The organism is Vibrio sp. 10N.286.51.C3 (assembly GCF_003050065.1).
Taxonomy (GTDB): Bacteria; Pseudomonadota; Gammaproteobacteria; order Enterobacterales; family Vibrionaceae; genus Vibrio; species Vibrio crassostreae.
Window position 1 is genome coordinate 29,347 of the sequence record NZ_PIGC01000008.1, and the last position, 24,019, is coordinate 53,365.

The window sequence follows — 24,019 nt, forward strand, 5'->3', positions numbered from 1 at the left end:
CAAGTTTGGCATATGTTAATAAAATGTATAATCTAAAGGTCTGACCACTGATAAGGTAGCCGCCATGCCAAACCTCGATCGTATTACTTGTTCTATCGATGAAAACCAAATTGCGACGGTTGTGTTGAATCGACCCGATAAGCTCAATGCTATTGATATGGCAATGTTCCAAGGCGTGAATAACATGGTGACTCAGCTGAAAAAGAACACTGAGATTCGTGCTGTAATAGTGAAGGGCGAGGGGCCTGATTTTTGTTCAGGGCTTGATGTTAAGTCCCTTTTAACCAGTAAATCTGGGGCGATGAAGCTGCTGTTTAAATGGTTACCGACATTGCCTAATGCTGCACAACGTTTTTCATTGGGTTGGCGAGATATTCCATGCCCTGTCATTTTTGCGATTCATGGTCGTTGTTGGGGAGGTGGTCTGCAATTAGTCAGTGGTGGTGATTTTAGGATTGCTAGCCCTGATGCGAACTTCTCAATATTGGAAGCAAAGTGGGGCTTGATTCCTGATATGGGAGGCGCCATCGCATTTCGAGAGCTGATGCGAAAAGATCACACCCTAGAAATGGCGATGACGGCCAAAGTGATCGACTGCGAAACCGCGAAAGAATATGGATTGGTGACCAAGATTGCCGAAGACCCTTACGCTGAAGCTTATGCTTTGGCTCTGGAATGTGCGAATCGGTCGCCAGATGTTGTCGCTGCTAATAAGAAACTCTATAACAAGACTTGGTGGTCAAGCCCAGGCATGGCTGTGTTCTACGAGACTTGGTATCAGATAAAGGTCGCTTTGGGTAAGAACCGAGCGATTGCTGCTCAACGTGAAATTCATCGAGATAACCCACGACCATACGTCGCCAGAAAGTTTAAATAGCGTTTGTACAGGAATAATGGATATTCCCTTTGTTTATGAGGCTTTGCGGTAACCTTAGAACAATTTAATGTCTAAGGCTAAATGAGCAATCTGATGAACAAAACTTTTACTTACTCTATAGCTGCCACCGCAATTTTTACTAGCTTAAATGCTTTCGCAAGTGGCCTGTTTTTGCAAGAAGCGGTCGTTGCCAATGCTGGTACTACTGGTGCTGGTGACGGTGTTTATACTCGCTCTGCTGCTGCGATATGGACTAACCCTGCCACTATGTCTCACATGGGCGAGAGCAAAACGACCATCAACACCATGGCGTTCGATCTTGAGATGAAATATCAAGACAACGATGGTAATCCAGACGGCAAAGCTCATTCAGTCATGCCTTCATTTGGTGCCTTCCATGCTCACCAAGTCACAGACAAATTACACCTTGGTATTGCGCTGGGTGCTGTTGGTGGTTCAAGCCTTGATTACGGCAGTGATTGGGCGGGTGCTGCACTTCTAGAAGACATTACCCTGACCGCAATGCAAGTGAACCCATCACTGAGTTATAAGCTGAATGATCAGTGGTCAGTGGGTGCTGGCGTTCAATTGAGTTGGGCTGCATTCGAGCAGTCGACTTCTGGGTTTACAGCTAAGCAAGATACTGATTGGGCTTACGGGTATAACCTAGGTGTAATGTACACGCCTACAGATAAACTCAAGTTAGGTGCCAGTTATCGCTCTAAGCTAGAACACGAGTTTAATAACGAAGTGAAAGGTTTAGGTAATGTTGCTAACTCTTTGTCTACAGATATTGCTCTTCCTGAAATCATTGACTTCAGTGCAAGTTATGCATTGAATTCTCAACTTGATCTCTTGGCAAGCGTTCAATTCCACCGCTGGAGTGCTTGGGACGAAACGGTATTAGATTTCGGAGCAACTGACTTAGGCGGCGTTCCAATCGAACGTGATTGGGATGATGTATGGAAGTTTGCAGTAGGTGCGGATTACCAACTTAACTCTGATTGGCGCTTAAAAGCAGGCTTCTCTTACGAAACGTCACCACAAGACGATCCTTCAATGCAATGGGTTGACCTTCCAGTGGGCGAGCAATACCGCTACTCGGTAGGAGCATCTACCTATTGGGATGATATCTTAATTGACGTTTTCTATGAATACGCAGATTTAGGTTCAGTTGATATGAACCGAAACTTGGCAGGTTCACAGGTGAACTTGTTGAATGGTTCTTTCGATGGCCGCATTCACTTTGTTGGCGTTAGCGCGACATTCTAATGACATTACGTAATTTATTAATTGTTACTTCGGTAATACTGGGTTCAACGGATGCTTTGGCTGAAGAGAAGCATCCAGATGATCCGACTAAAATCGTGACCAAAGCCGGCGTTGCTTATAACGAAGAGCTTAAGTTCTCAGGCTCTATCGGGCTTGATGAAGCTCGAATGATCAATGCTCGTGTCAACGCGGACGGCGAAGAGTGGCGAGTGGGTGGTTCATGGTTATTACCTTTGGGCATCGTCAATTTCAACTTTAGCCGCTCTGAATACGACAACGATGCTTATAAGAATAACTACAGTATCGGGACATTTGTTCCGTTGAGTTATTTTGATATTGAGCCGTTTGGATGGCAAATCTTCCCGATGGCTGGCTACAGCTATAACGATGGTGAAGTGGCGGTGTTCGATGATGATAACGTTGGCTCTGACTATGTATTGATGCCGAGTTCAACACACGGTGGCTACATTGGTGCGTTTGGTTTAAAAACGATTACGGATGAATGGTCTATCATGGGCTTCGGTGGCGGTTCAATGGGGTCTGATGATTACTCCGGCTATTGGGCTGGCGTCGGCGCAAGCTACAAATTGAGTGATGCTCAATCATTCAACTTCTTCACTATTTTTGCTGAGGACGATTTCGGTGAAAATAACAGTGTCGGTGCTTCTTACACCTATGAGTTCAACTAAGCTTCAACTCGTTTCCCCATAAATAAAAAAGCTGAGTGTAGGCCAACCTAAGTCGGTGAACTTACACTCAGCTTTTATCATTTCTCTATGAGCTTTTTAGCTGTTGTTCGATGTTAGCAAGTCGCTTGGTAGCGCTCTACGTAGCTTTGCATTACCTCATTCATCGCTTTCGTGATGTTGGCGTATTGCTCTTCTTCTAAGTTCGCGAGAGACACACGTAGTGACCATGTTGGAGCATCAAACCCTGCGCCCGGCATGACAATCACACCATGCTCTTCTGCAAGGCGAACCAAGAAGTCTAGCGGTTCGTAGGTTTCTTCTAACCAAGAGAAGAAGCCCTCGCTGTGAACTGTTTGAGCGATTTCTTTCAGGTCAATCTCTACATAATAAAACGCACCTGTTTTATCGCCTTCAGCAATGATTGGCGTTGCTAGGTTTTTCTGCATCAAAGTATTGTATCGACGACGCACAATCTGCTTAGCCAAGCGCTTATATTCTTCACCACCTTGCATCAATGACAACAATGAGAACATCGTCATCTGGATTTGCTGAGGTGTTGAAAGGCCAGCAGTATGATTCAGTGCGACAGCACGGCTGTCAGCCACCAAACGGTCAATAAATTTAATCTTACTCGGTTCAAGGGAGATGCCTTGGTATCGTGCTGTTAATGTGTCTCTGGTTTGCTCCGGGAGATCTGCAATCATGCGGTCGAAGTTACTGTCTTCGTGAACGCCAATTACGCCTAAACGCCAGCCAGTAGCACCAAAATACTTAGAGTACGAATACACTAGAATTGTGTTCTTCGGAGCAAGCATCGCTAACGAAGTGAAGTTATCTGCAAAGGTGCCATAAACATCATCAGTCAGTAGGATGAGTTCAGGACGACGGTTAGCAATTTCTGCGATCTTCAAGAGCGTCTCGTCACTTAATCTTACTGATGCTGGGTTACTTGGATTCACTAAGAAGAACGCTTTTACGCTTGGATCGTTTAACTTTTCTAATTCTGAATCAGGAATCTGCCACGCCGACTCTTCTGTTGCCATGATTTCCACTTTGTTTAGTGAATAATCTTCAAGCTCTGGCATCTCGATGTAAGGCGTGAAAATTGGTGCGCCAATCGCAATCGTGTCGCCTTTGTTTAATAAGCGGTTGCTCTTCAATGTATTGAAGATGTAGACCATTGCTGCGGTACCACCTTCAACTGCAAACAAGTCAAATTTGCCAGCAGGTAGCGGCTGACAGCCTGCCATTTCTTGCTCGATGTATTTACGAGCAATGAGTTCCGAATATTTGAGCATGCGATCAGGCACTGGGTAGTTGTTACCTAGAATCCCCTCAACCCATTCATAAATAAGCGCATCACCGTCTACCTGATATTGATCCGTAATAAACTGGAAGGCTTCAATGAGGAATTGCACACCTTCTTGGTCTTCGTATTTTTCACAAAACTGAAGAAAGCGCAGGCTAATATCTTGTTGAACTCCCATTCCACCAAAGCCTTCATACCCTGAGAAATTCGATTTTGATTCTTCTAGTGCAAACATACCTAATTGGAAAAAGGCTTCACGTGGCGCTGTCGCGACCCAGTTTGGGTTACCACGACCAGCGTTGATCATAGTTTTCTCATGTGAATGCTGAGCAAGGTCGATCAGTGTGTTTTTTACTTCGAATGGGCTTAGTGTTTCTAGGCGTTTTTCATCTGTGCGTTTCATAGTCGTTTCTCTTTAAATTTGTTTAAGATCCAAGTTTTTTGGATATATAAATGAGTTAATTTCTTTGAGCAGCTAGCCTGCTTGGCTAGCTACTGTGTTAAATCGTTAATGAATAAGTTGAATCATCAATTGGCTGATTCGGTGTTGATTACGAAATTTTGGTAATTAGGTTGATGATGATCGGACCCCATAAGGTGAGGAAGATATTGGCAACCGCATAAGTCATCGTGAAACTCGGTACTGGTGTGCTGTTTTGTGTTTTTTCTAGTAGCGATGCGAATGCAGGGTTTGCACTGCGACTACCCGCGATAACCGCTAGCGCTTCTACTGGATTTTTGATTTTGAGTACGTAGTAGTTGAATAGGAACGTCAGTACTTGAGGAATTAGAGTGACCAACACACCTAGCAGTAAGAGCGTTACGCCATTCTCTTTGATTGCCGTCAGCGCTGGAGCGCCTGCATTAATACCAACAACCGCAACAAATACTGCAAGGCCGAATGTCTGCATAAAGTTGGCTGCGCCATGGTTAACACTGCCTAAACGAGGTGTACGCATTCTTAAGTAGCCCACAAGTAAGCCGGAAACCAGACAACCTAAACCTGAACCTAGAGCGATATGAGAACCACCGATAGTGAAACCAATCTCGCCAATCAGATAGCCAAGCACCATGCCGAAAGACATTGTTACGAAGTCAGTAACACTAGGCAGTGGGCTGTTGTAGCCAATTTTTTTGATGACTTTAGCTATGTCTTCTTTTTGTCCAACTAAGGTGATTTCGTCACCAATGTGCAGTTCAGTTTCTGGCAATGTCGAAATATCATGGCCCATGCGTGATAGCTGAGTGATATAAACACCACGACGTATACGTGCGTTCGTTTCATCGTGAAGCTTACGTAGCGTAATACCCGCTAGTTTCTTATTCGTGAGTACGACCTTCTGTTGTGTTTGGACAACATTGCTTTCTTCACTAAATTCACCGAGTTCGACACCCAGCGAGGTCACTTTAGGAAATGCCTGAGTCAGACCAGTAAGGTAAACTTTGTCATCCGCCGCTAAAATAGGGTTCTTCGCCAAATCTAACGTTGATTCTGTGTCTTCGTGTGAGCGGTAAATAGCTTCAATTGTGAGGTCGGCATCGAATGCTTCTTCTAACTCGACAACACTTTTTCCAACAAACATAGAGTTCGCGGTCACTTGATAAGCACGAGAAGATACGCGGTTCAATGCAGAGAATTCACCCTCGTTTAGCTGCTTGCTGCCTGCGCCCATTTTTTCCGTAAGCTTCTTCGCTTCTTTGGTTATGTTCCAACCCATTACCATTGGAATGAGTGACATCATTAGAATCGGACCAAGAGAGCCGAAGATGTAGGTGATTGAGTAACCCACAGCCACGTTTGTTTTAAGCGTTGAGGTGACATCTGGCGCTAGGTTCAGCTGATCGATAGCATTACCTGCAGTACCTATGATTGCCGATTGTGTTAAGCCACCAGCCGCAAGGCCCGCCGCTAAACCTTTATCTAGTCCTGCCCATTTAGATAGCAACACAACCGTGATTAATCCTACAAACGTCATCACAAACGAAGCGAATAAGCGTGTTAGCGATGAAAGGCGGAATGACGAGAAAAACTGCGGACCGCCGTTGTAACCCACCATAAAAATAAATAAAGCAAAGAAGATGCTTTTTACTTCGTTAGAGATCATGATACCGCCGATCTGACCAAGTGCTACAGCAACAAGCAGTGAACCTGCGATTCCACCTAATTCAAACTTACCGATTTTAATTTTACCAATTAAGTAACCGAGACCGAGTGATAAAAAGAGCGCTATAAACGGATAGTCTCTAAGTTGTTCAATAATAAATGACATAGTAATCCTTGAATGAAATAGCATCATCATTGACTCGCTATTTCATTTTTTAATTTGGTTTAACGTTTGATTAAGCATTAATCAACATTTGGTTGATGAACTGATCTAATGCTTTATTTTTAATAATCTGAACTTCATCCAGTCTTCTACTTTTTATGATGAAGTCGCGATGATTTTTTATGGTCATGCATTTTATCTTTGTGATGTTTATCATGATGACCATCAGAATGGTGATTGACTAAATGCTTATGACCTTCTGGGTCGCCACCATGTTGACCAGAATGAGAGGGTTGATGTTCTCTATATTCTAAATGGTCTTTATTATGTTTATGGGTAACATCTTCTCCATATATACGTTTCATCTTTTCTTTAATAGCGACTTTAGTGTGATTAATTTGATTCGACATAGTTAACTCGTTTATTTTTTAAGGAACGATGAGAATTATATCGATCGAGAAAATAGATAAATCATGTTCAAATAAAATAGCAATAAAACAAAAATTGAGTGCCGATTGGTATTTTTATATTAAGTGTTTGATTTTTAAGGTTTGATTTTTATTTTATATAAGATTGGGTGGATGTTATATGAGTTTGATTTATTGGCAGTGTCGATAGATAGAATGACCAGACTTAAAAAACAAGGTGAACACATGAGTAAGTATAAAGGCGTTATTGTCGGGTCAGCTCTTTTTATATTACTGTCTTTTGTATTTGGCTTTCATTATGTAAAAGGTGAAATGATCAAAGAGAAGGTCGCTAATTTTAAATTGCCAGCTATATCTGTAACAACGGAAAAAGTAAATCAAGATACTTGGGATAAAAGTTTAAAAGTCATTGGTAACATTCATTCTAATCAATCTATTGATGTGACGAGCCAAATGTCAGGCCAAGTAAAAGAAATTCTCTTTACTTCAGGTCAGCAAGTAAATAAGGGTGATGTTCTTGTTAAATTGGATGATGCGTTATTGAAGTCCAACTATAAGAGCCAGCTATCCAAAGTTGAATTGGTTAGAGTCGAATTGATGAGAAATAAATTGCTCCTTAGAAATAACAGTGTTTCAAAAAACTCGGTTGATAAGCTACAAGCTCAATTTAATGCTGAAGGTGCAAAGCTGGAATATATTGCTACGCAAATTGACTACATGAAAGTGAAAGCGCCATTTTCTGGCAGCGTTGGGATTCGTAATATCGATGTGGGTGACTTTATTAATTCAAGCACAGCGATTGTCGAGCTGGAAGACAAATCAAAGCAATATGTCGATTTCTCTATTCCAGAGCTTTATTTACACGATGTGAAGGTAGGGCAAGATTTACAATTTTATTCAGAAGCAACGAACGACGAAGTCTTTCACGGCACGATTTCTGCCATTGAACCGAGCTCAGACAGCAACACGCACAATATCGAATTGAGAGCCATGGCTAACCAAGCCGTGCCGTTAGAGGCGGGTATGTATGTCGACGCTACGTTAATCACATCAGAATCGGACACTATCGTGGCAGTACCTTCTGTTGCGATCAGTTACACCTTATACGGAAACACCGTGTTTGTGTTGGATACGTCGACTAAAAAGGCCAGCGAACATTCGAGCAACGATGCATCACCATTTTACGAGTACAAGGTTGTGCAGCGCACTGTTGAAGTCGGCCCCAAACAAGGCGGTTATGTTGGTGTGGTTTCGGGCTTGAAAGAGGGGGATGTTGTTGTGACTTCAAACCAACACCAACTCAAGAATAGTGGATGGGTTCTGGTTAATAACCAACATCCGTTGATTACTGATAAAAGTACTAAGCAAAGTAACTAGGAAACTCCCATGACATTTACTGATGTATTTATCAAACGTCCAGTTTTGGCTACGGTATTAAGCCTTGTACTGTTGGTGTTAGGTCTTAAAGCTTTTACCTCACTGCAAGTGCGCCAATATCCAGAAATTGAAACGGGCGTTATTACCATTACAACGAATTATCCAGGTGCCAGTGCATCCAGCGTTCAAGGGTATGTGACGCAGCCACTGCAGGCAGAAATTGCTCAAACAGCGGGCATTGATTACATGACATCGGATAGTGCTCTGGGTAAGTCCGTGATTACCGTTTATTTGAAGCTAGGGTATCCGTCGGATAGTGCTTTGACCGAAATTTTGTCTCTCGTGCAGCAAGTGAAATATAAGCTGCCGTCGGGTGTATTGGACCCGAGCATTCTTAAATCGACGTCTCAATCGCCGATCTTATATGTTTCATTTTCGAGTGACACATTGAAGACGGAGCAAGTCTCGGACTATGTGAGCCGTGTGGTTAAGCCGACTTTCTCTACTGTTGAAGGGGTGTCAAAGGTCGACATATTGGGGCAAGAAGATTTTGCAATGCGAATCTGGCTGAACCCTCAACGACTGGCTTCATATGGTCTGACGGCTGAAGATGTTCAAAACGCGCTTCGTGCAAATAACATTGTGAGTGCGGCGGGCAAGTTGCAAAACCCTTATATCGAAGTTGATATTAACGCTCATACCGATTCAAGTTCGGTAGACGATTTCAAGAACATGGCTTTGAAAGCGCATGACGGGCAACTGGTGCACTTAAAAGATGTGGCGACGGTTGAACTAGGCGCAGCAAACTATGACTCAGACGTTGAATTCAATGGTGTGACTACCGTATCAACGGCGATCAGTAATACGGCAACATCTAACCCATTGACCGTTGTTGAAGGCATTTACGAATTGCTTCCACAGATCCAAGCAGGCTTACCTGAAGGTATTAAAGCGGATGTAATCTATGACTCGACTAAGTTTATCGAAACCTCAATTGATGAAGTAGCAAAAACCTTAATCGAAGCCGCACTGATCGTAGTCATCGTTATCTTCGCCTTTTTGGGCTCAATGCGAGCGATGTTGATACCACTTGTAACGATTCCTTTGTCATTGATTGGCTCTATGTTCTTCATGTTGAGCATGGGCTTCAGTATTAACCTGTTGACGCTGCTTGCCATGGTATTAGCAATATCGCTGGTGGTTGATGATGCCATCGTTGTTGTGGAAAACACCTTTCGTCACTTAGAAGATGGTACCAGCCCAATTAAGGCTGCTATAGACAGTGCTCGTGAAATTGCAGGCTCGGTTATCGCGATGACCATTACATTGGCCGCAGTGTATGCGCCGATTGGTTTCATGGGAGGACTCACCGGTAAGCTGTTTACTGAGTTCGCATTCACTTTGGCGGGTTCAGTACTAATTTCGGGTTTCATCGCCTTAACGCTAACGCCGATGATGTGTTCAAAACTGCTTAATAAATCGGTTCTCGACGGAAAACTGGTTAAGAAGATCGATGCAGTGATTGAAGGCGTAACAGAGCGCTACCGAAAAGTGCTCGAACATGTGTTGAACAACCGTGTTTATATTTGGCCAGTGGTAGGAACGTTAATGATCAGTCTGGTGTTCATGTTTATGAATACTTCATCTGAACTGGCACCTGAAGAAGATCAGGGCGTGATGATTGTGATGGGGCAAGGTCCTGCACAAGCGAATACCGATTACATTCGCCACTTTACTCCGGCTCTTATTGACTCTATCAGCAAGAACGATGAAGTCGAAATGACCATGCTAGATAACGGTTACATGAACAACAATGCGTTCTTTGGTTTGGGTGTATTGAAAGATTGGGATTCGCGTGACGCAACGGCAAAAGAAGTAATGCAACGTTTCGAAAAAGAGAGTTCTGTATTACCGGGCTTGCAGGTGTATACCTTCTCTCCACCAGATTTACCAGGTACACCGCAAGGCTTGCCATTCCAAATGGTTCTGAAAACGCCAACGGGTTCTTATCAAGAACTCTATCAGTACGCTGAAAAACTGAAAGAGTACGCGCAGAAGAGTGGCAAGTTCATCTATGTGCAAAACGACCTGAATTTTAATAAGCCACAAGTAGAGATTCGCATCGACCGCGATAAAGCGGCTCAGATGAACGTGAACGCACAAGACATCGGTACCGTGTTGTCTCGCTTTATCAGTGAAGGCTTCGTGAATTACTTCTCGATGGATCAGCGCAGCTACCAAGTTATCACTCAGGTACCTAACGAGAACCGTAACTCTTGGAATGATTTGAAGAACTACCACGTGCGCTCTAACACCAATGAGATGGTACCGCTGGCATCATTGATTGAAATTAGCCAATCAGTGCAGCCATCGAAAGTGGATCAGTTTCAACAGCTTAACAGCGCCATGATTGAAGCGAAAATGATGCCGGGAATCAGTATCGGGGAAGCCTATAAAGTGATGGAAGAAGGGGCGGCGAAGATATTGCCTAAGTCTTATACGACAGACACTTCAGGCCAATTGAGACAGTTCCTACAAGAAGGCTCTTCACTGGTTACGACGTTCTTCCTTGCTCTTGTGATTATTTACTTGGTTCTGGCTGCTCAATTTGAAAGTTTGCGAGACCCACTAGTGGTATTAACCAGTGTTCCATTGTCTATCTTTGGCGCCCTGATGCCACTGTATTTAGGCATTGATACGCTCAACATATACACCGAAGTGGGGCTGGTGACCTTGATAGGCTTGATTAGTAAGCACGGTATTTTGATTGTGGAGTTTGCAAACCAAATGCAACAGGAATTGAAATGCAGCCGACGTGAAGCGGCCATTCGTTCGGCTACCGTTCGAATGAGACCAGTATTGATGACAACCGCAGCCATGGTTGTTGGTGTTGTACCACTGCTCATTGCAAGCGGAGCCGGTGCTCAAAGCCGTTTCTCGATTGGTTTGGTCATCACGGTGGGTATGTCGGTGGGCACATTATTCACCCTGTTCGTGGTACCAACGATATATACCTACTTGGCTGCGGATCACCGCGGGCAAGAGCAAGAAGTTTAGTCCGTTATCTGGCTGCTAACGTTACGCGGCCAATACACATAGAAGTTTAATCAACACGAGTCCCATTTTATGAGCCTTATCGCTCAGGGATTCGTGCACTCAAAATTTAGAAAACTAGAGGTTCACATGAAACTACATTACCTATTCCCATTGTTCGTTTTATTCACTGCTGGCTGTTCAAGCAACATGCCAGATAAACAAGAAATCCAGAGCGTCGACTCAAACCATTATTTTATTGATAGCCAGTTTGATGATGATAGGAAAGGCGTTTCTTGGATAGCGAAAGACAGCGCGTCACTTCACTTTAATCAATTTGAATTTACAACCGTTAGCATGAAAAGCTCGGGTGTTGATCAGCATGTATCAAAGGAGGTTCAGTCTCAATTTAAAGCACAGATCCATAAGAAAATGGATGAGAAGTTGGCTGAGAAATTACAGGGCTACAAGAACGTAGTTTTGGAGAACAAGGAGCTTGATATTAGCGTGAAGTTATATGATATCAATGACATTCCTGAAGACATGCGTGTGACTGAGTTTATCCCAGTAGGTTCGGTTATCGGCGCTGTAAAATACGCGGCAGGTACTCGTGATCGCTCTATTCGTATATTGGCGAGTGTGGATCTGAAAGATCATGATTCATCTCAGCTCATTGGTCGCCGTATTTTCGTCGTGAACGATAATGGCGTACTTGAGAACGACAAATCAGAAATCACCATCGAGATGCTTGATAAAAACGTTGAGCAAATTACTCAGCAAGCGGTCGACTTTGCGTTTGAAGTGACTTACCAAGATAAAGACCAAGGGTAGAGTCATGCGATCTCGTAAACAGAACAGCGCTAGTAAACGCCTTGGGGTTGGTGAAAGGCTAGCTGGACACAAAAACACGCTTGCTCTACTGGTTATCGGCCTCGCTGTGAATGCTTCAGCGTATGCCAATACTAGCGGTGTTGATGAACGAGCAAGCTATGAGCAATGTATTTTGTCTTCATTGGCCAAAGCAACCAATCAACAAAGTATTGAGTGGTTAAAGCAGCAATGCGCATCCCAAGAAGCCGTTACATCAAACAAAACACCCGAGAATAAGTTGTCGGGTGAAACCAGCGAAGACGGTTTAGACTCCATCAGCGAAAGTGCACTGGAGTCTAAAGTCCCGCGATTGAAGATGGAGTACACAACTGAAGATAACCCGTTTGTTATAACGCCTTATCGTTTGAACTATATTTTGCCAGTGACTCATATGACCAACGTGAATACACAGCCCTATGGGGATGAGCGATTCGGAGGTAAAGCGGATGACCTCAGCGATGAAGAGATCAAACTGCAGTTAAGTTTAAAAATTCCAGTGGTTGATGATGGTGTTTTTAATCAAGCGGACAAAATCTATTTTGGTTTTACGCTCAAATCATTTTGGCAGGCGTACTCTTCTGATATCTCGGCACCATTTAGAGAGACTAACTATCGCCCAGAGATCTTTTACGAAACGCCTTTGAACATCGAGTCAGCTGATGGTGTTTGGTTTTCGCGTTTGGGTTTAGAGCATGAATCTAACGGACGAACGGCAGAGCTTAGTCGTAGCTGGAACCGCGCTTATGTTGGGCTAGGGTATACCGAAGATGACTTTGCGGTTTATTTCCAGCCTTGGTACCGAATTCCTGAGTCGAGCAGTAGCGATGACAACCCTGATATTCAAGACTATTTGGGTCACTATGAATTGTCTGGCGCTTACAAATGGGATGGTTTTGAGGTTTCAGCATTGGGTCGCTACAACTTTCAAACCGGGTATGGTGGAATACAGACATCACTCAGCTTTCCTCTGTATGGCCGGCTTCAAGGGTATGTCCAGTACTACAAAGGCTATGGAGAAAGCTTGATTGATTATGACTACAACAGTGAAAGGATTGGTGTGGGTATTCTGCTAACCAATGCCTTATAGCGGTTATCGCTTTTTTATCAACGATTGAGCGATTAACGATTTCTGTGAGAACCCAAAAACACACCGCCTGAGTAAGCGGTGTGTTTTCTATATTAATAGCTAACGGCCAATAGTTAATAGTTAACAGCCAATAGTTAAGAGCTGTTAATCATTGATTGATACCCAATTTGGATTCAATCTCGGTGATGTTACTTTTGAAAAACAACGTTTGAGCGACTTTCAAAACCACAGGGTGGCCAGATTCTAATATCGCTTCATAGTAGTACTCTTCCGCCATTGAAGGGTTGCCTTGAGATTCTTCAATTTTTGCCAAGATAATCATAGACATCACACTGTATTCATTCCTCGGAATCAAGCTTAGATAGTATTCGGCTTGGTCAGGGTTATCTTCAGTGAGGAAGTAGGCTGCTAACGCGTCATAGACTCGATAAGAGTTAGCATTGTTCTGAGCATTGAGTAACTGTTTTTTGAATTTCTTATTGAGCGCTTCAACCTGCTTATTCTTATTCTTATTCTTCGATCTCATTATAAAAATGTCGGCAAGCTCATACATGTAACGGTTCGACATAACGAAGTGGTTGTCGGGTTCTAGCTCATTGGCTTGGGCGATCTTAGACAAGGTGTCGGTTCTGTCTAACGTCATGAAGGTGAGCCCGAGCGCTTCAAGGGTGAGCTTTAAGGCTTCTTCTTGTTTGGGTAACTCAGAGATTTGCTGCTTCAATATCGATTTTTGAATATCCAAATTAAATGAATCCAATAGATCATCGAGCATTGAACGCATGGTCGTGTGGAGTGAAGCCGGGTCAATCAGGTAATCTCGACCTAGGTGTCTGAAATTAGAAATTCGGTTGAAGTAGGTGATATCAAGGTATTCTCTGTCGCCATCAATTTCACTCTTGAAACTGATCACGTTGGCTGAATTCGGCACCAAGGTTTCATCGACTACGACACGAAAATCGCGATAGGTGGTCAAGTAGCTCATTAATTTATGAATGATCCCACGTTTAAAGGCATCCGTCTTCAAGTTGTCATCGATACTTACGTAGATATATCTAGGTTCTAAAGATAAGTAGTGCACAGATTCGTGTGCTTTGTGGGCATCTAGGTTTTGACTGTCTACTGTTTGATTAAGACGATTTTGTTCCGTTGATTGATTTGAGTCAGCGAGTGGTTGGTTTGATTCATTAGCGGCGGTATTTAAACTGCTCAAATCGAAGGCGTCCGATGTAGGGCTGGTCGGTTTTAACGTCCACCAAATAAGTCCAAGCGCAATAACTATAGCGCCCCCAAACATAACAGCACGAGACGTTCTTTTCTGAGGTTTATTTTCTGCGATAGGCGCTTGTTTGTCGTTAGCTGTTTTATTTACAGGTGACTGTTGAACGGACTGTGCTGTACTCGAATCGGTATGGCTTGGATCGACATAGCTCGAATCGCTAGGTCTCGAAGCGCTAGGTTGCTGATCAACAGGCTGAATAGGTTCTTGTGAAGCAGGTTTTTCTGAGGTTGCATCGATTGAACTCTCTTCAGATTCTTCGAGTACGGTTTTGGCCTCTGAGCCTTGATTGCTTATTAGGTTCTCACCAGTAACCGATTCTGCTTTTGGTTCGACTTGTTGTTTTTTATCCTCATCCAAAACTGGCGATGTATCTGGTGCGTCTGATTGAGTTGAAGGAAAGGAACCAAAAGCATTAGGTGCATGATTCATGTCTGTAACTGATACGGTATTTGTGGTGACACTTGCAGGTACTAAGATGGTTTTGTGGACATCAACATCGAGTTTATAACCGCGTTTGGGCACGGTGATGATGTGTCCCATTGAATGTCGTTCAGCCGCTTTGAGTATTTTGCGCAGTTCAAAAATAGCTTGCGTGATCACCTGATCCGTCAAGATTGAGCCATTCCAGACTTCATTAATCAGCTCATCTCGTGAGAATACGATCTTAGGATTTTGGCAGAAAAAGTTGAGTAGCTTGGACAAGCGATTGTCGATGATCACGTCTTCATCATTCATGATGAGTTTGTCTTCATCAGGAATAAATAACCACACGTCGAAAGAGTATTGAATGCGTTCTTTTTTCATAACCACCGAGACTAAGTCATTGTATTAAAATTACTTTAGTAGACATGTTTGGGCAATTCAATTAACCAATGTCTAATTATGATAAGTGGACGTGCTTTTGAGCGGATTAGTGAGAGCCAGCAAAAAAATAAAAACAATATTGAGACTTATTCTCATTTGTTGATCTCGATAAAGGAACGGTTTAAATTGTCTGGTTAGTATCACTACAACATGAATATTATGAGGTTTTTTATGAGTACGGTCGTTGTATGGGGAGCAGGAAGTGGGCTGGGTGCTGCAATTGTTGAGCATTTTCACAAACAAGATTATCAAGTAATAGCGATTGCGAGAAACCTAGAGAAGAACACGCGCTTGGCTGAACTTGGTATCACCACACTGCGTTGTGATGCTACCGATAAAGAACAGGTTGAATCTGTGGTCGCTCAGTTACCTAAATCGACACTGGTCGTTTCTAGTATGGGCAGCTTCAGAGCTGACATTCCCGTTGATTACATTGGACACCGACATCTGACTGATGCGCTTGAAGCCAATGGTATTGCTCGATTTGTGCTGGTAACGTCGTTAGGTTGTGGTGACTCTTGGCAGTATTTGTCGGAGCGATCTCGAAAAGGGTTTGGCGCAGCGGTTCGTGAAAAGTCGTTGGCCGAAGCTTGGCTAACCTCGAGTTCTCTGGATTACACCATCTTACGTCCGGGTGGCTTGTTAGACGGCGAGGAGACTGGCAACGGTGAGCTGTCCCAGCAAGTCGAAGTTCATGGTGTGATTTACAGACAAGAAGTGGCGCGCCTTATTGAAGCCTTGTTAACCAATGAAGCGAGCATTGGGCAGATCTATCAGTGTGTTGATCCTACGGTTCAATATGGATAACGCTGTTAAGTCTGATTTTTAGTAAAGCCTTCAAGCTATAAAGCTATAAGCTTATAAATCCCTGAAGTCGTTTAGCTAAACTAAGCGGCTTTTGTTTGCTTCCTTTGTTCTCTCTAATTCCTGCCTTTCTATTCTTTTGCTGTCTCTTTCTGCCTTTTTCTCAGATGAGAGTGGCGCTCTCTTAATCTAGATTAAGTTTTCCCTAGTTTATTCTCTGTAGTATCCGCCTGAATCAGTGCCCATGCTTAATGGGTAACTCGCGCAATACGATTTTGAGAGGAAGACACTTGAGCACTTTGTTTACAGAAACCCACATTGGCAAGATGACACTAAAGAACCGCTTCATGAGAAGTGCAACGTGGGAAAATATGGCCACCGAAGACGGGCATATGACAGATAAACTGTACGCTATCTACGAAGAGTTGGCTCAAGGTGAAGTCGGCCTGATCGTGACGGGTTACGCGAACATCGTTGAAGAAGAAAAGCCGAATGCGGGCATGATGGGCATGTATAACGACTCATTCATTGAAGAGTATCAAAAGCTCACTCAATTGGTTCATGACAATGACTCTAAAATCGTCATGCAATTGGCATACGGTGGCACAAAGACCACGCATGATCTTGGCGAGCGAGTGATCTACGCACCAAGTGAGGTTCCAGAAAAAGGAACTCAAACACTAGGCAAAGCGATGACCAAACGCGAGATTGACTACATTGTTGATGCCTTTGCTCAAGCGTCATTGAGAGCACAAAAATCAGGCTTTGATGGTGTTGAGATTCATGCTGCTCACACTTACCTGATTAATCAATTTTTAAGCCCTTATTACAACCAACGTGAAGATGAATACGGCGGTAGCCTAGAGAATCGCATGAGATTTCTGTTAGAGATCTATACTGCGACGCGCAAGCTGGTGGGTGATGATTTCCCTATCTTGGTTAAGCTTACAGCTTCGGAGTTTTTTGAAGGTGGTGTCACCTTCGACGAAACGCGCTTAGTTTGTAAAAAGCTTGAACAAGTCGGCGTTGATGGCATTGTCGTATCAGGTAATATTCATGGCAAGGCAGACACTATGATTGGCGAGTCGCACGATGGTTTTACTATTCAAGCTGAAGGCTACTTCCACGAATATGGTCATGCGATCAGCCAAGACGTTAATATCCCAGTTATCACGGTTGGTGGTCTAACGGATTTTGATGCTATCGAAGCGATTGCAAACAACACAGGTATTGAATATTTCGCGCTTTCAAGGCCGCTGCTTTCTGAACCACATTTGGTAAAGCGTTGGAAAGAAGGGGACAGAAGCCCTGTTGAGTGCGAAAGATGTTCAAAATGCCGAACTAAGCGTGGCAACTTCTGTGTCGTGAATAAAGACAGAAAAGTACAGCTTGCTCGTATGTAATCGCTGAACCTAGCTCCAAGCGTGAGCCGAAATTTATAGCCGAGCCTATGTTTGATCCTGTGTAATCGCACAGGCTCTATTCATTCCGTATTCTATGAAACGAAATTTGAAACCTTATTAATCACATCTGACTGTCAAATGGGTGCGATTAAACAGATACACTACACCTGTAAATTATCCAACCAAGTTATCGATAAAAACTGAGCAAACTTTGAAACTACTTCCTCTTCTTAAGCAACCTCGAATCCACTGACGCCTCTTTAGTTTTAGCGGCATTGCTATGATTTAAGCGTGATACTCACTATTTATCCCGGTGAACCCTGTGTTTATGGGGGTGCTAGTTTGTGCACCTTGGATTTGCATCGTCGAACATTTTGATAGTTAACGAATAAAACTAAATAGATCATTCAGAGGTAAAAATGCAAAAGAAGCATTGGTCCAAATTCGAGTTGTTGCATGAAGTCGTAACCAACCCCAATATTCATGTAAAAGGTCAACACAGTTATTACAGCGATTACTGGGATAACGGTTTTGAACAATCGGTAGTGCGTTATTTACACGGCGACGAAGTCAGCCGCCAGTGGGAGCCTCGATGGGAAATCGACGAACTCCATATCGGTGATTATGTCTGTATTGGCGCAGAGGTTGTGATTTTAATGGGCGGCAACCATACACACAGAGTTGATTGGTTTTCACTGTATCCATTTGTGGATGTTATCGACGACGCCTACATTGGCAAAGGCGATACTCACATTGAAGATGGGGTGTGGTTAGGCATGCGAGCGATGGTGATGCCCGGTGTGACGATTGGCGAAGGCGCTGTAGTTGCAGCGAATAGTGTGGTGACTAAAGACGTCGCACCCTACAGCCTTGTCGGTGGTTCTCCAGCTAAAGTCGTCAAATACCGCTTTGATGAGTCCGTTATTGACGAGCTCATTTCATTCAAAATATACGAGTGGCCCTCAGATAAATTTGAAGCGCTGAAACCGTATTTATGTAACCCAGACTTTTCAAAGTTAAAGCAGGCGATAACGGATTACGACAATTGTTTGTAAGGAGCACTTGTAACGAGCATTTGTAAGGTGCGTTTTTAAGGTACGGGTATAGCCACAGATTTGTGTAGAAAGATCTGTGTCATATTTATATTGAAAAACACGTTAAATCAGTCCGTTACCTTGCAATACTCAACATGGTGTACCAATCTTATTTCATAAGCATGGATAAGGATTGTGTATGCCCGCAAGTTCAATGAAAAACAAAGGGGTGGTGGGGAAAGTCCTACTGCCTTCTTTACTCATAAATCTTCTCTCTCTCGCCGTTCCGTTAACGGTTTTACAAATTTACGATCGTATTTTACCTAACCAAAGTTACGGTACTGCCACTTTGTTGTTGGCGGGTGCAGCGTTGGCTGTTGCCATGGAAGCATTAATCCGGTTTGTGCGTACTTGGCTTTTGTCAGCCGCGGCCAGCAATACCGAGAAAGCGACCTATCAAACCTTGGTTGAAAGAGTAACAACGGCTTCATCAGGCCATCTTCGCCACATTGGTGTTGGCGGCGTGGAAGAGGGGCTGGGCTCAGTATCAAAAGTCAAAGATTGGTATTCCGGTGGTGTGATTGCAGGCTTTATTGATTTGCCTTTTGCATTGATCTTCTTGGGCTTGGTGGCTTACATCGGTGGTGAGCTGGTGGCGATACCTTTGGCAGTTTGGCTGATTACTCTTGGAATCGTTTGGTTATCTTCTATTCGCGTTAAAAGCTTAAGTGAAGAGGCTTCCCAAGATGAGCAGGAGCGAAAAGCGTTCTTGATTTTACTAAGCCAAACCATTCAGGGAATCAAACGCCAGGCCGTTGAGTCTCGAATCTTCAATCAGTTCAAATCCCTCAATAATGTTCGCTCTCAGTCTAAAGCGAGAGAAGAAGAACAGAACGCCTTCGCCCAAGAATGTATTCAGCTTGCTGCATTAGCGACGTCAGTTTTACTGGTGATTACGGGGAGCTTGTGGGTGTTGGATGGTCAGTTAACCACAGGTGGGTTGGCGGCATGTTCTATCTTATCGGGCAGAGCGGTTGCGCCTTTGAGTGCACTGGTTGGGGTTCGAATCAAGCTTAATTCAATACACAGTGCCAATCAGGCAATAGAAAAATTGAATGACTTGTCACTATCTGAGTTTTCAGATTCTGAGCAACCTGAGACCCCTTTATCTGACTTTGAGACGCTGGAAATTAAGCAAGCGACCGTCGAAAGATACGGTGAACTTGCTTATGCAGATGTCACACTGAATAAAGGTGAGTTGGTATTGTTAGAGAGTGAGGATCGCCACACCAACAGTCATTTATTGTCGTCGATTGCAGGTATTGATGATCTAAAAGCGGGTGAGTGCTTCATTAACGGAGCTGCCGTTTCAATCGCATCGGTAAGCAACATTGCAGCCTACTGTGGCGTTAAAGGACAACTGGTGTCGGGGACCATTCTTGATAACTTATGTGGCTTTGACCCTGAGAAAACGCAAAGCGCCAGTGACTATGCAAAGCGTTTGGGTTTAACCAAAGAGATTACTCGATTACCCGATGGGCTCGAGACACAAATTGGCCATACGAGTGCTTCTTTGTTGAGTATGGGTAACGTGAAAATGCTCAATATCGCGGCTCAATTGGCAAGTGATAAACCCATAATCATGTTAGAAAGGCCTGATTCTTCACTTGATTTAGACGCTCTTGGAAATCTAGCTCAGGTGTTGGAAGAAGAAGTGACGGCAGGGCGCACGATACTGATGGTGAGCTACCATTTGAAACTTCGAGATTTAGCTAATCGAATAATTACAGTGAAAAGTCGAGCTATTACCGAACAAAGTGAGATCAATCAGGAGGCCGTCGTATGAATCGTTTAGATGCTAGCAACCGTGCAGATACGGATGGTCGACAAGAGGTGATGAACCATTTAGAAACCGAGAGTCTTTCCGTCCTCAAGCAGTTGGAAGTGAATGCGAATATCCAATTGTTCGCACATCAATGGGTCGATGAGAATGGCATTGAATCAATAGACGATATGTTTGCCTTGTTCGACAGGCTTGCACTGCCTTATCGCTTGGTTGCCAACCTAGATGAAGTTGGTGAACATAAATTGGTCTTACTGGTACTTGGTGAACATGAGCTGGTCTCTGGTCATATAGAATCGAAACAGTTTATTGCTTTTGATGCCAATGAAGACATTGCCGATATACCACAGTTTTGCATTGTTATCGAAGGCCCACCACTAGAGAAAGCTTCTCCTGATTGGGTTGGCGAACGGTTACATGCGTTTCGTCATATCATTCCTAAATTGCTGTTGGTCAGTTTTATCACTAACTTATTTGCACTTGCTGTTCCATTCATCACGATGTCGATCTATGACCATGTGATTGGTGGTGATGCAGGGCATGAGCTGCAAGGTATCGCCATTGGCGCGGCGTTGTTGTTTGTAATGATGGGTTGGTTAAGGACATTGCGTAGCCGAGTATTTGCTTCAGTGTCCAACCGAGTGAGTCGTGAGATATCCCAATCCCTCGTGCAGCGTCTGCTAAGAAATAGCTATGCTCAAAATCAGCAAACAGCATCTTCTAGTCAGCAAAACCAAGTGATGTTGTCGGAGCGTATTTCAGGTGTGCTATCAGGACCATTAGGAAATGCGTTGTTTGATCTGCCATTCATTCTAATCTTTGTACTCGCAATTGGTGTGTTAGGCGGGTGGTTAGTGCTGGTTCCGATCGTCTCTTTGGTTCTGTATTACCTATTAGCTAAACGTGCGATACGTTCGAGTAGTAAGTGCTCAATGCAATCGACGGTAGCAGGTACGAATCGTCAAAACATGACCAATGAACTGTCATCCAAACTTGCCTTTATTCGCAGTGCTGGGTTTTCAGAGCACTGGATCCAACGTTTTCAAAAGGCCAATCTGCTTGCCTCTACAGTGACGTTCAATCAAGCAGTTCTGCAAAGTCGTTACACCTCTATTTATTACTTTATCGGAGTGGGCTCAACATTGGCTGTCATGGGCTTAGGTATTGGACTTATTTTCGAACAAGTGATGACACCCGGTGGTTTGATTGCTTCAATGATGTTGATATCTAAAGTGACGGGTCCCGCTCAGGTGTTGGCAAACAGTGCGATGCGTTTTAACAGCTTTAATCAATCCAAATTGCAAGTGAACCGTATCTTGTCTCAGCCGTCCGAGCGTGAATTCAGTTACCAGCATCACCCGTTACCTGTGGTAGCGCCTAACTTGAAATTAGACCAAGTGACACTGCGTTATCCTAAACAGAGTCGCCCCGCTTTGAATGGTGTGAGCTTTGATATTGAAGCGGGTGAAATTGTTGCGATTACTGGCCCTTCAGGAAGCGGTAAATCAACCTTGATCGAAGTATTGTCTGGTTTACAACCTATCCAAAATGGCATGGTCGAGCTTGAAGGCGTTAACCTCGTTCAATACGACCCGCAGCTCTATCGCCACTGGTGTTTCATTCGAGCAGCTTATCCTGATTTGCTTACGCTGAGTATTCGAGAGTGGCTAAACGACGGTCATAAAGTCGAAGATCAGAAAATGATCTCTGCGATTGAAATGGTCGGCGGAAAGCGTTGGTTCGAGACATTATCAGGCGGGCTCGATACTTCCATCAGCAGTATTCAGCCGGACAGTCTTTTTGACATGTTGTCTGGCAGCGTCGCGCAGATCCTCATTGACGCGAAAGCGCTGGTTTATGACTACCCAATGTTCTTAATGGATAATCCTGTGCCTGATGCTCACCCAAATGCTAAACGTATATTTGGTGAGTTTGTGCAGTCGAAAAAAGGAAAAGCAACGGTGATCTACACGTCCCACGACCCGGATTTAATCAAGCTTGCCGATAAAGTGGTGGTATTAAATGAAGGTACAGTGGTTTATGCCGGTCCATTAGAGCCGGAGCAGTCTTCAGAACCTCAAGCTTCCCAAGGAAAAGAGGCGTCTGCTCAACAAAATGCAGCCCAACAAGAACAATCAGAGTCTAAGCAAGGAGTCGCTAATGACTAAACAATCTATCGAGAAGGGCAAGCGCTACGGTGAACTTGTTGAATCACAAAATACGGCTCGTACATTGGCATTGGCGACATGGTCGGTTGCCTTATGTGTTATTGCTTTTGCCACTTGGTCTGTAGTCACTCAAGTTGATGAAATTGCAAAAGCCAAAGGCGCTGTGATTCCTGAAGGCGAAAAACAGGTACTACAAAGCGCGATTGGCGGTAAATTAAAGCAAATTCTCGTTAAAGAAGGTCAGTTGGTTGAGAAAGGTCAGCCACTTGTTGAGTTTGATGCCACTTTCCAACGTACCGCTCTTGAAGAATTGAAGTCTCAACAAGTGACGCTTCTAGCCAGTGTGGAACGTATGAATGCGTTGCTTGAGCAACGCGAGCCTAACCTTGCTGAGTTCGAGGTCGATTATCCTGAGATTGTTAGCCAACAAAAAGCTCAACTGAACGCGCAGAAAGCCCTCTACTTCCAAAAACGTGTGGTGCTTGAGAAAGAGAGCGAGCAAATTGCAGAGCAACTTCGGAGTGTAGAAAAGGCCTTGCCGAGTTATGAGAAAGAGCTAAATGCGACTAAGCAAGAGTTGAATATACTAGAAAAGGGTTATAAATCGGGCAACATTTCACGCTTACGTGTGCTTGAAATGCGCCAAAAGCTGGCCAGCATAGAGCAGAAAATCGAAGAAGCTCGTGGTAAGAAAGCTGTGTTAATCAAGCAAGCAGACAGTACAGAGCAAAAAATTGAACAGCTTTTAGCAGAGGCGAAGGCGAAAGTCAGCGACGATCGTTCTAAAGCAGTATCTGACTTATCAGCATTGAATGCCAGAGTTCGTTCAAGCCAGGCTAAATTGACGAACACTATGTTGGTGTCACCGCTACAAGGCTTGGTGCAAAGCCTGCCAAGCACCCAAAACGGTGGTGTTATTCAGCCAGGTGGCACTGTGGTTGAAATCGTTCCTGTTGGTGGGAAAGCTGACTTTAAAGCTCGTTTATCGCCAAGAGATATTGGTTTTGTGAGTGTAGGGCAGCCGACTCGAATCAAGATTGACGCGTTTGATTACAGTCGCTTTGGGGCGCTGAAAGGTGAGGTGGAAAGTATTTCACCAACCACCAGTCAAAGCGAGCGAGGCGAGATTTACTATGAGGTTGTGGTATCGGTTGAAACGCCGTACTTCCGTGATAATCCTGAGAGCTTTTCAATTCTGCCGGGTATGACGGGGGAGGTAGATATCACGACGGGCGAGAAGTCGGTGTTCCAATATCTTTGGAAGCCAATTTATACCAATATCAGTGTTGCATTTGGTGAAAGGTAACTCAAAGAATCACAATCGTCTCTTTGTTCAGAATGATACAAGAAACAACTATTAAAAAGGGAGCACATAGCGTGCTCCCTTTTGTTTTACTTCACTAATGACCAACTAC

At 43.8% G+C, this 24,019-nt stretch carries 17 protein-coding genes; 13 read left to right on the forward strand and 4 right to left on the reverse strand.

Annotated features, from left to right (window positions below; translation table 11 throughout):
* The first annotated feature begins 64 nt into the window (after nt 1–64).
* The 3 genes from CWO27_RS10415 to CWO27_RS10425 all read left to right on the forward strand — a co-directional run bounded on the left by CWO27_RS10415 (nt 65) and on the right by CWO27_RS10425 (nt 2,838).
* A complete protein-coding gene (locus CWO27_RS10415) occupies nt 65–877 on the forward strand; it encodes a crotonase/enoyl-CoA hydratase family protein (RefSeq protein ID WP_102431694.1) in 813 nt (270 codons plus the stop codon).
* 93 nt (nt 878–970) lie between these two features.
* Complete coding sequence (locus tag CWO27_RS10420) at nt 971–2,149, forward strand: OmpP1/FadL family transporter (RefSeq protein WP_102431693.1); 1,179 nt, start codon at nt 971–973, stop codon at nt 2,147–2,149.
* Nucleotides 2,149–2,838: a hypothetical protein gene (locus CWO27_RS10425; RefSeq protein ID WP_102431692.1), complete on the forward strand. Its 690-nt coding sequence runs from the start codon at nt 2,149–2,151 to the stop codon at nt 2,836–2,838. Before CWO27_RS10420 ends, CWO27_RS10425 begins: the two co-directional genes overlap by 1 nt.
* A gap of 113 nt (nt 2,839–2,951) precedes the next feature.
* Here CWO27_RS10425 and CWO27_RS10430 read toward each other — a convergent pair whose 3' ends face one another.
* From CWO27_RS10430 to CWO27_RS10440, 3 genes are all read right to left on the reverse strand, one after another.
* Nucleotides 2,952–4,550 (reverse strand): bifunctional aspartate transaminase/aspartate 4-decarboxylase, encoded by a 1,599-nt coding sequence (locus CWO27_RS10430; protein WP_102431691.1) that lies wholly within the window; start codon nt 4,548–4,550, stop codon nt 2,952–2,954.
* 148 nt (nt 4,551–4,698) lie between these two features.
* On the reverse strand, nt 4,699–6,417 hold the full coding sequence (gene aspT / locus CWO27_RS10435) for an aspartate-alanine antiporter (protein WP_107898937.1): 1,719 nt from the start codon (nt 6,415–6,417) through the stop codon (nt 4,699–4,701).
* 146 nt (nt 6,418–6,563) lie between these two features.
* Nucleotides 6,564–6,824: a hypothetical protein gene (locus tag CWO27_RS10440; protein ID WP_017081481.1), complete on the reverse strand. Its 261-nt coding sequence runs from the start codon at nt 6,822–6,824 to the stop codon at nt 6,564–6,566.
* 243 nt (nt 6,825–7,067) lie between these two features.
* Between CWO27_RS10440 and CWO27_RS10445 the strand changes: the two genes are divergently transcribed.
* The 4 genes from CWO27_RS10445 to CWO27_RS10460 all read left to right on the forward strand — a co-directional run bounded on the left by CWO27_RS10445 (nt 7,068) and on the right by CWO27_RS10460 (nt 13,209).
* A complete protein-coding gene (locus tag CWO27_RS10445) occupies nt 7,068–8,219 on the forward strand; it encodes an efflux RND transporter periplasmic adaptor subunit (RefSeq protein ID WP_102458799.1) in 1,152 nt (383 codons plus the stop codon).
* A 9-nt stretch (nt 8,220–8,228) separates the two neighbouring features.
* Nucleotides 8,229–11,276: an efflux RND transporter permease subunit gene (locus CWO27_RS10450; RefSeq protein ID WP_102432370.1), complete on the forward strand. Its 3,048-nt coding sequence runs from the start codon at nt 8,229–8,231 to the stop codon at nt 11,274–11,276.
* Between the two features lie 126 nt (nt 11,277–11,402).
* Nucleotides 11,403–12,083, forward strand: coding sequence for a DUF3313 family protein (locus CWO27_RS10455; RefSeq protein WP_017081484.1), 681 nt, complete (start codon nt 11,403–11,405; stop codon nt 12,081–12,083).
* A 4-nt stretch (nt 12,084–12,087) separates the two neighbouring features.
* Nucleotides 12,088–13,209, forward strand: coding sequence for a phospholipase A (locus tag CWO27_RS10460; protein WP_102432369.1), 1,122 nt, complete (start codon nt 12,088–12,090; stop codon nt 13,207–13,209).
* Nucleotides 13,210–13,357: 148 nt separating this feature from the next.
* On the opposite strand, the gene CWO27_RS10465 is transcribed toward CWO27_RS10460, so the two are convergent.
* Nucleotides 13,358–15,292 (reverse strand): winged helix-turn-helix domain-containing protein, encoded by a 1,935-nt coding sequence (locus CWO27_RS10465; protein WP_102432368.1) that lies wholly within the window; start codon nt 15,290–15,292, stop codon nt 13,358–13,360.
* 231 nt (nt 15,293–15,523) lie between these two features.
* Between CWO27_RS10465 and CWO27_RS10470 the strand changes: the two genes are divergently transcribed.
* The 6 genes from CWO27_RS10470 to CWO27_RS10495 all read left to right on the forward strand — a co-directional run bounded on the left by CWO27_RS10470 (nt 15,524) and on the right by CWO27_RS10495 (nt 23,910).
* A complete protein-coding gene (locus tag CWO27_RS10470; protein ID WP_102432367.1) occupies nt 15,524–16,159 on the forward strand; it encodes an SDR family oxidoreductase in 636 nt (211 codons plus the stop codon).
* A gap of 287 nt (nt 16,160–16,446) precedes the next feature.
* On the forward strand, nt 16,447–17,559 hold the full coding sequence (locus CWO27_RS10475; protein ID WP_102432366.1) for an NADH:flavin oxidoreductase: 1,113 nt from the start codon (nt 16,447–16,449) through the stop codon (nt 17,557–17,559).
* Between the two features lie 419 nt (nt 17,560–17,978).
* On the forward strand, nt 17,979–18,614 hold the full coding sequence (locus CWO27_RS10480; protein WP_102432365.1) for a CatB-related O-acetyltransferase: 636 nt from the start codon (nt 17,979–17,981) through the stop codon (nt 18,612–18,614).
* A gap of 178 nt (nt 18,615–18,792) precedes the next feature.
* On the forward strand, nt 18,793–20,439 hold the full coding sequence (locus tag CWO27_RS10485; RefSeq protein ID WP_107898938.1) for an ABC transporter transmembrane domain-containing protein: 1,647 nt from the start codon (nt 18,793–18,795) through the stop codon (nt 20,437–20,439).
* Nucleotides 20,436–22,604 carry a peptidase domain-containing ABC transporter gene (locus CWO27_RS10490; RefSeq protein ID WP_102432363.1) on the forward strand — a complete coding sequence of 723 codons (2,169 nt, stop codon included), beginning with the start codon at nt 20,436–20,438 and terminating at the stop codon, nt 22,602–22,604. Before CWO27_RS10485 ends, CWO27_RS10490 begins: the two co-directional genes overlap by 4 nt.
* Nucleotides 22,597–23,910 carry an HlyD family type I secretion periplasmic adaptor subunit gene (locus CWO27_RS10495; protein WP_102432362.1) on the forward strand — a complete coding sequence of 438 codons (1,314 nt, stop codon included), beginning with the start codon at nt 22,597–22,599 and terminating at the stop codon, nt 23,908–23,910. Before CWO27_RS10490 ends, CWO27_RS10495 begins: the two co-directional genes overlap by 8 nt.
* The last annotated feature ends 109 nt before the right edge of the window (nt 23,911–24,019 follow it).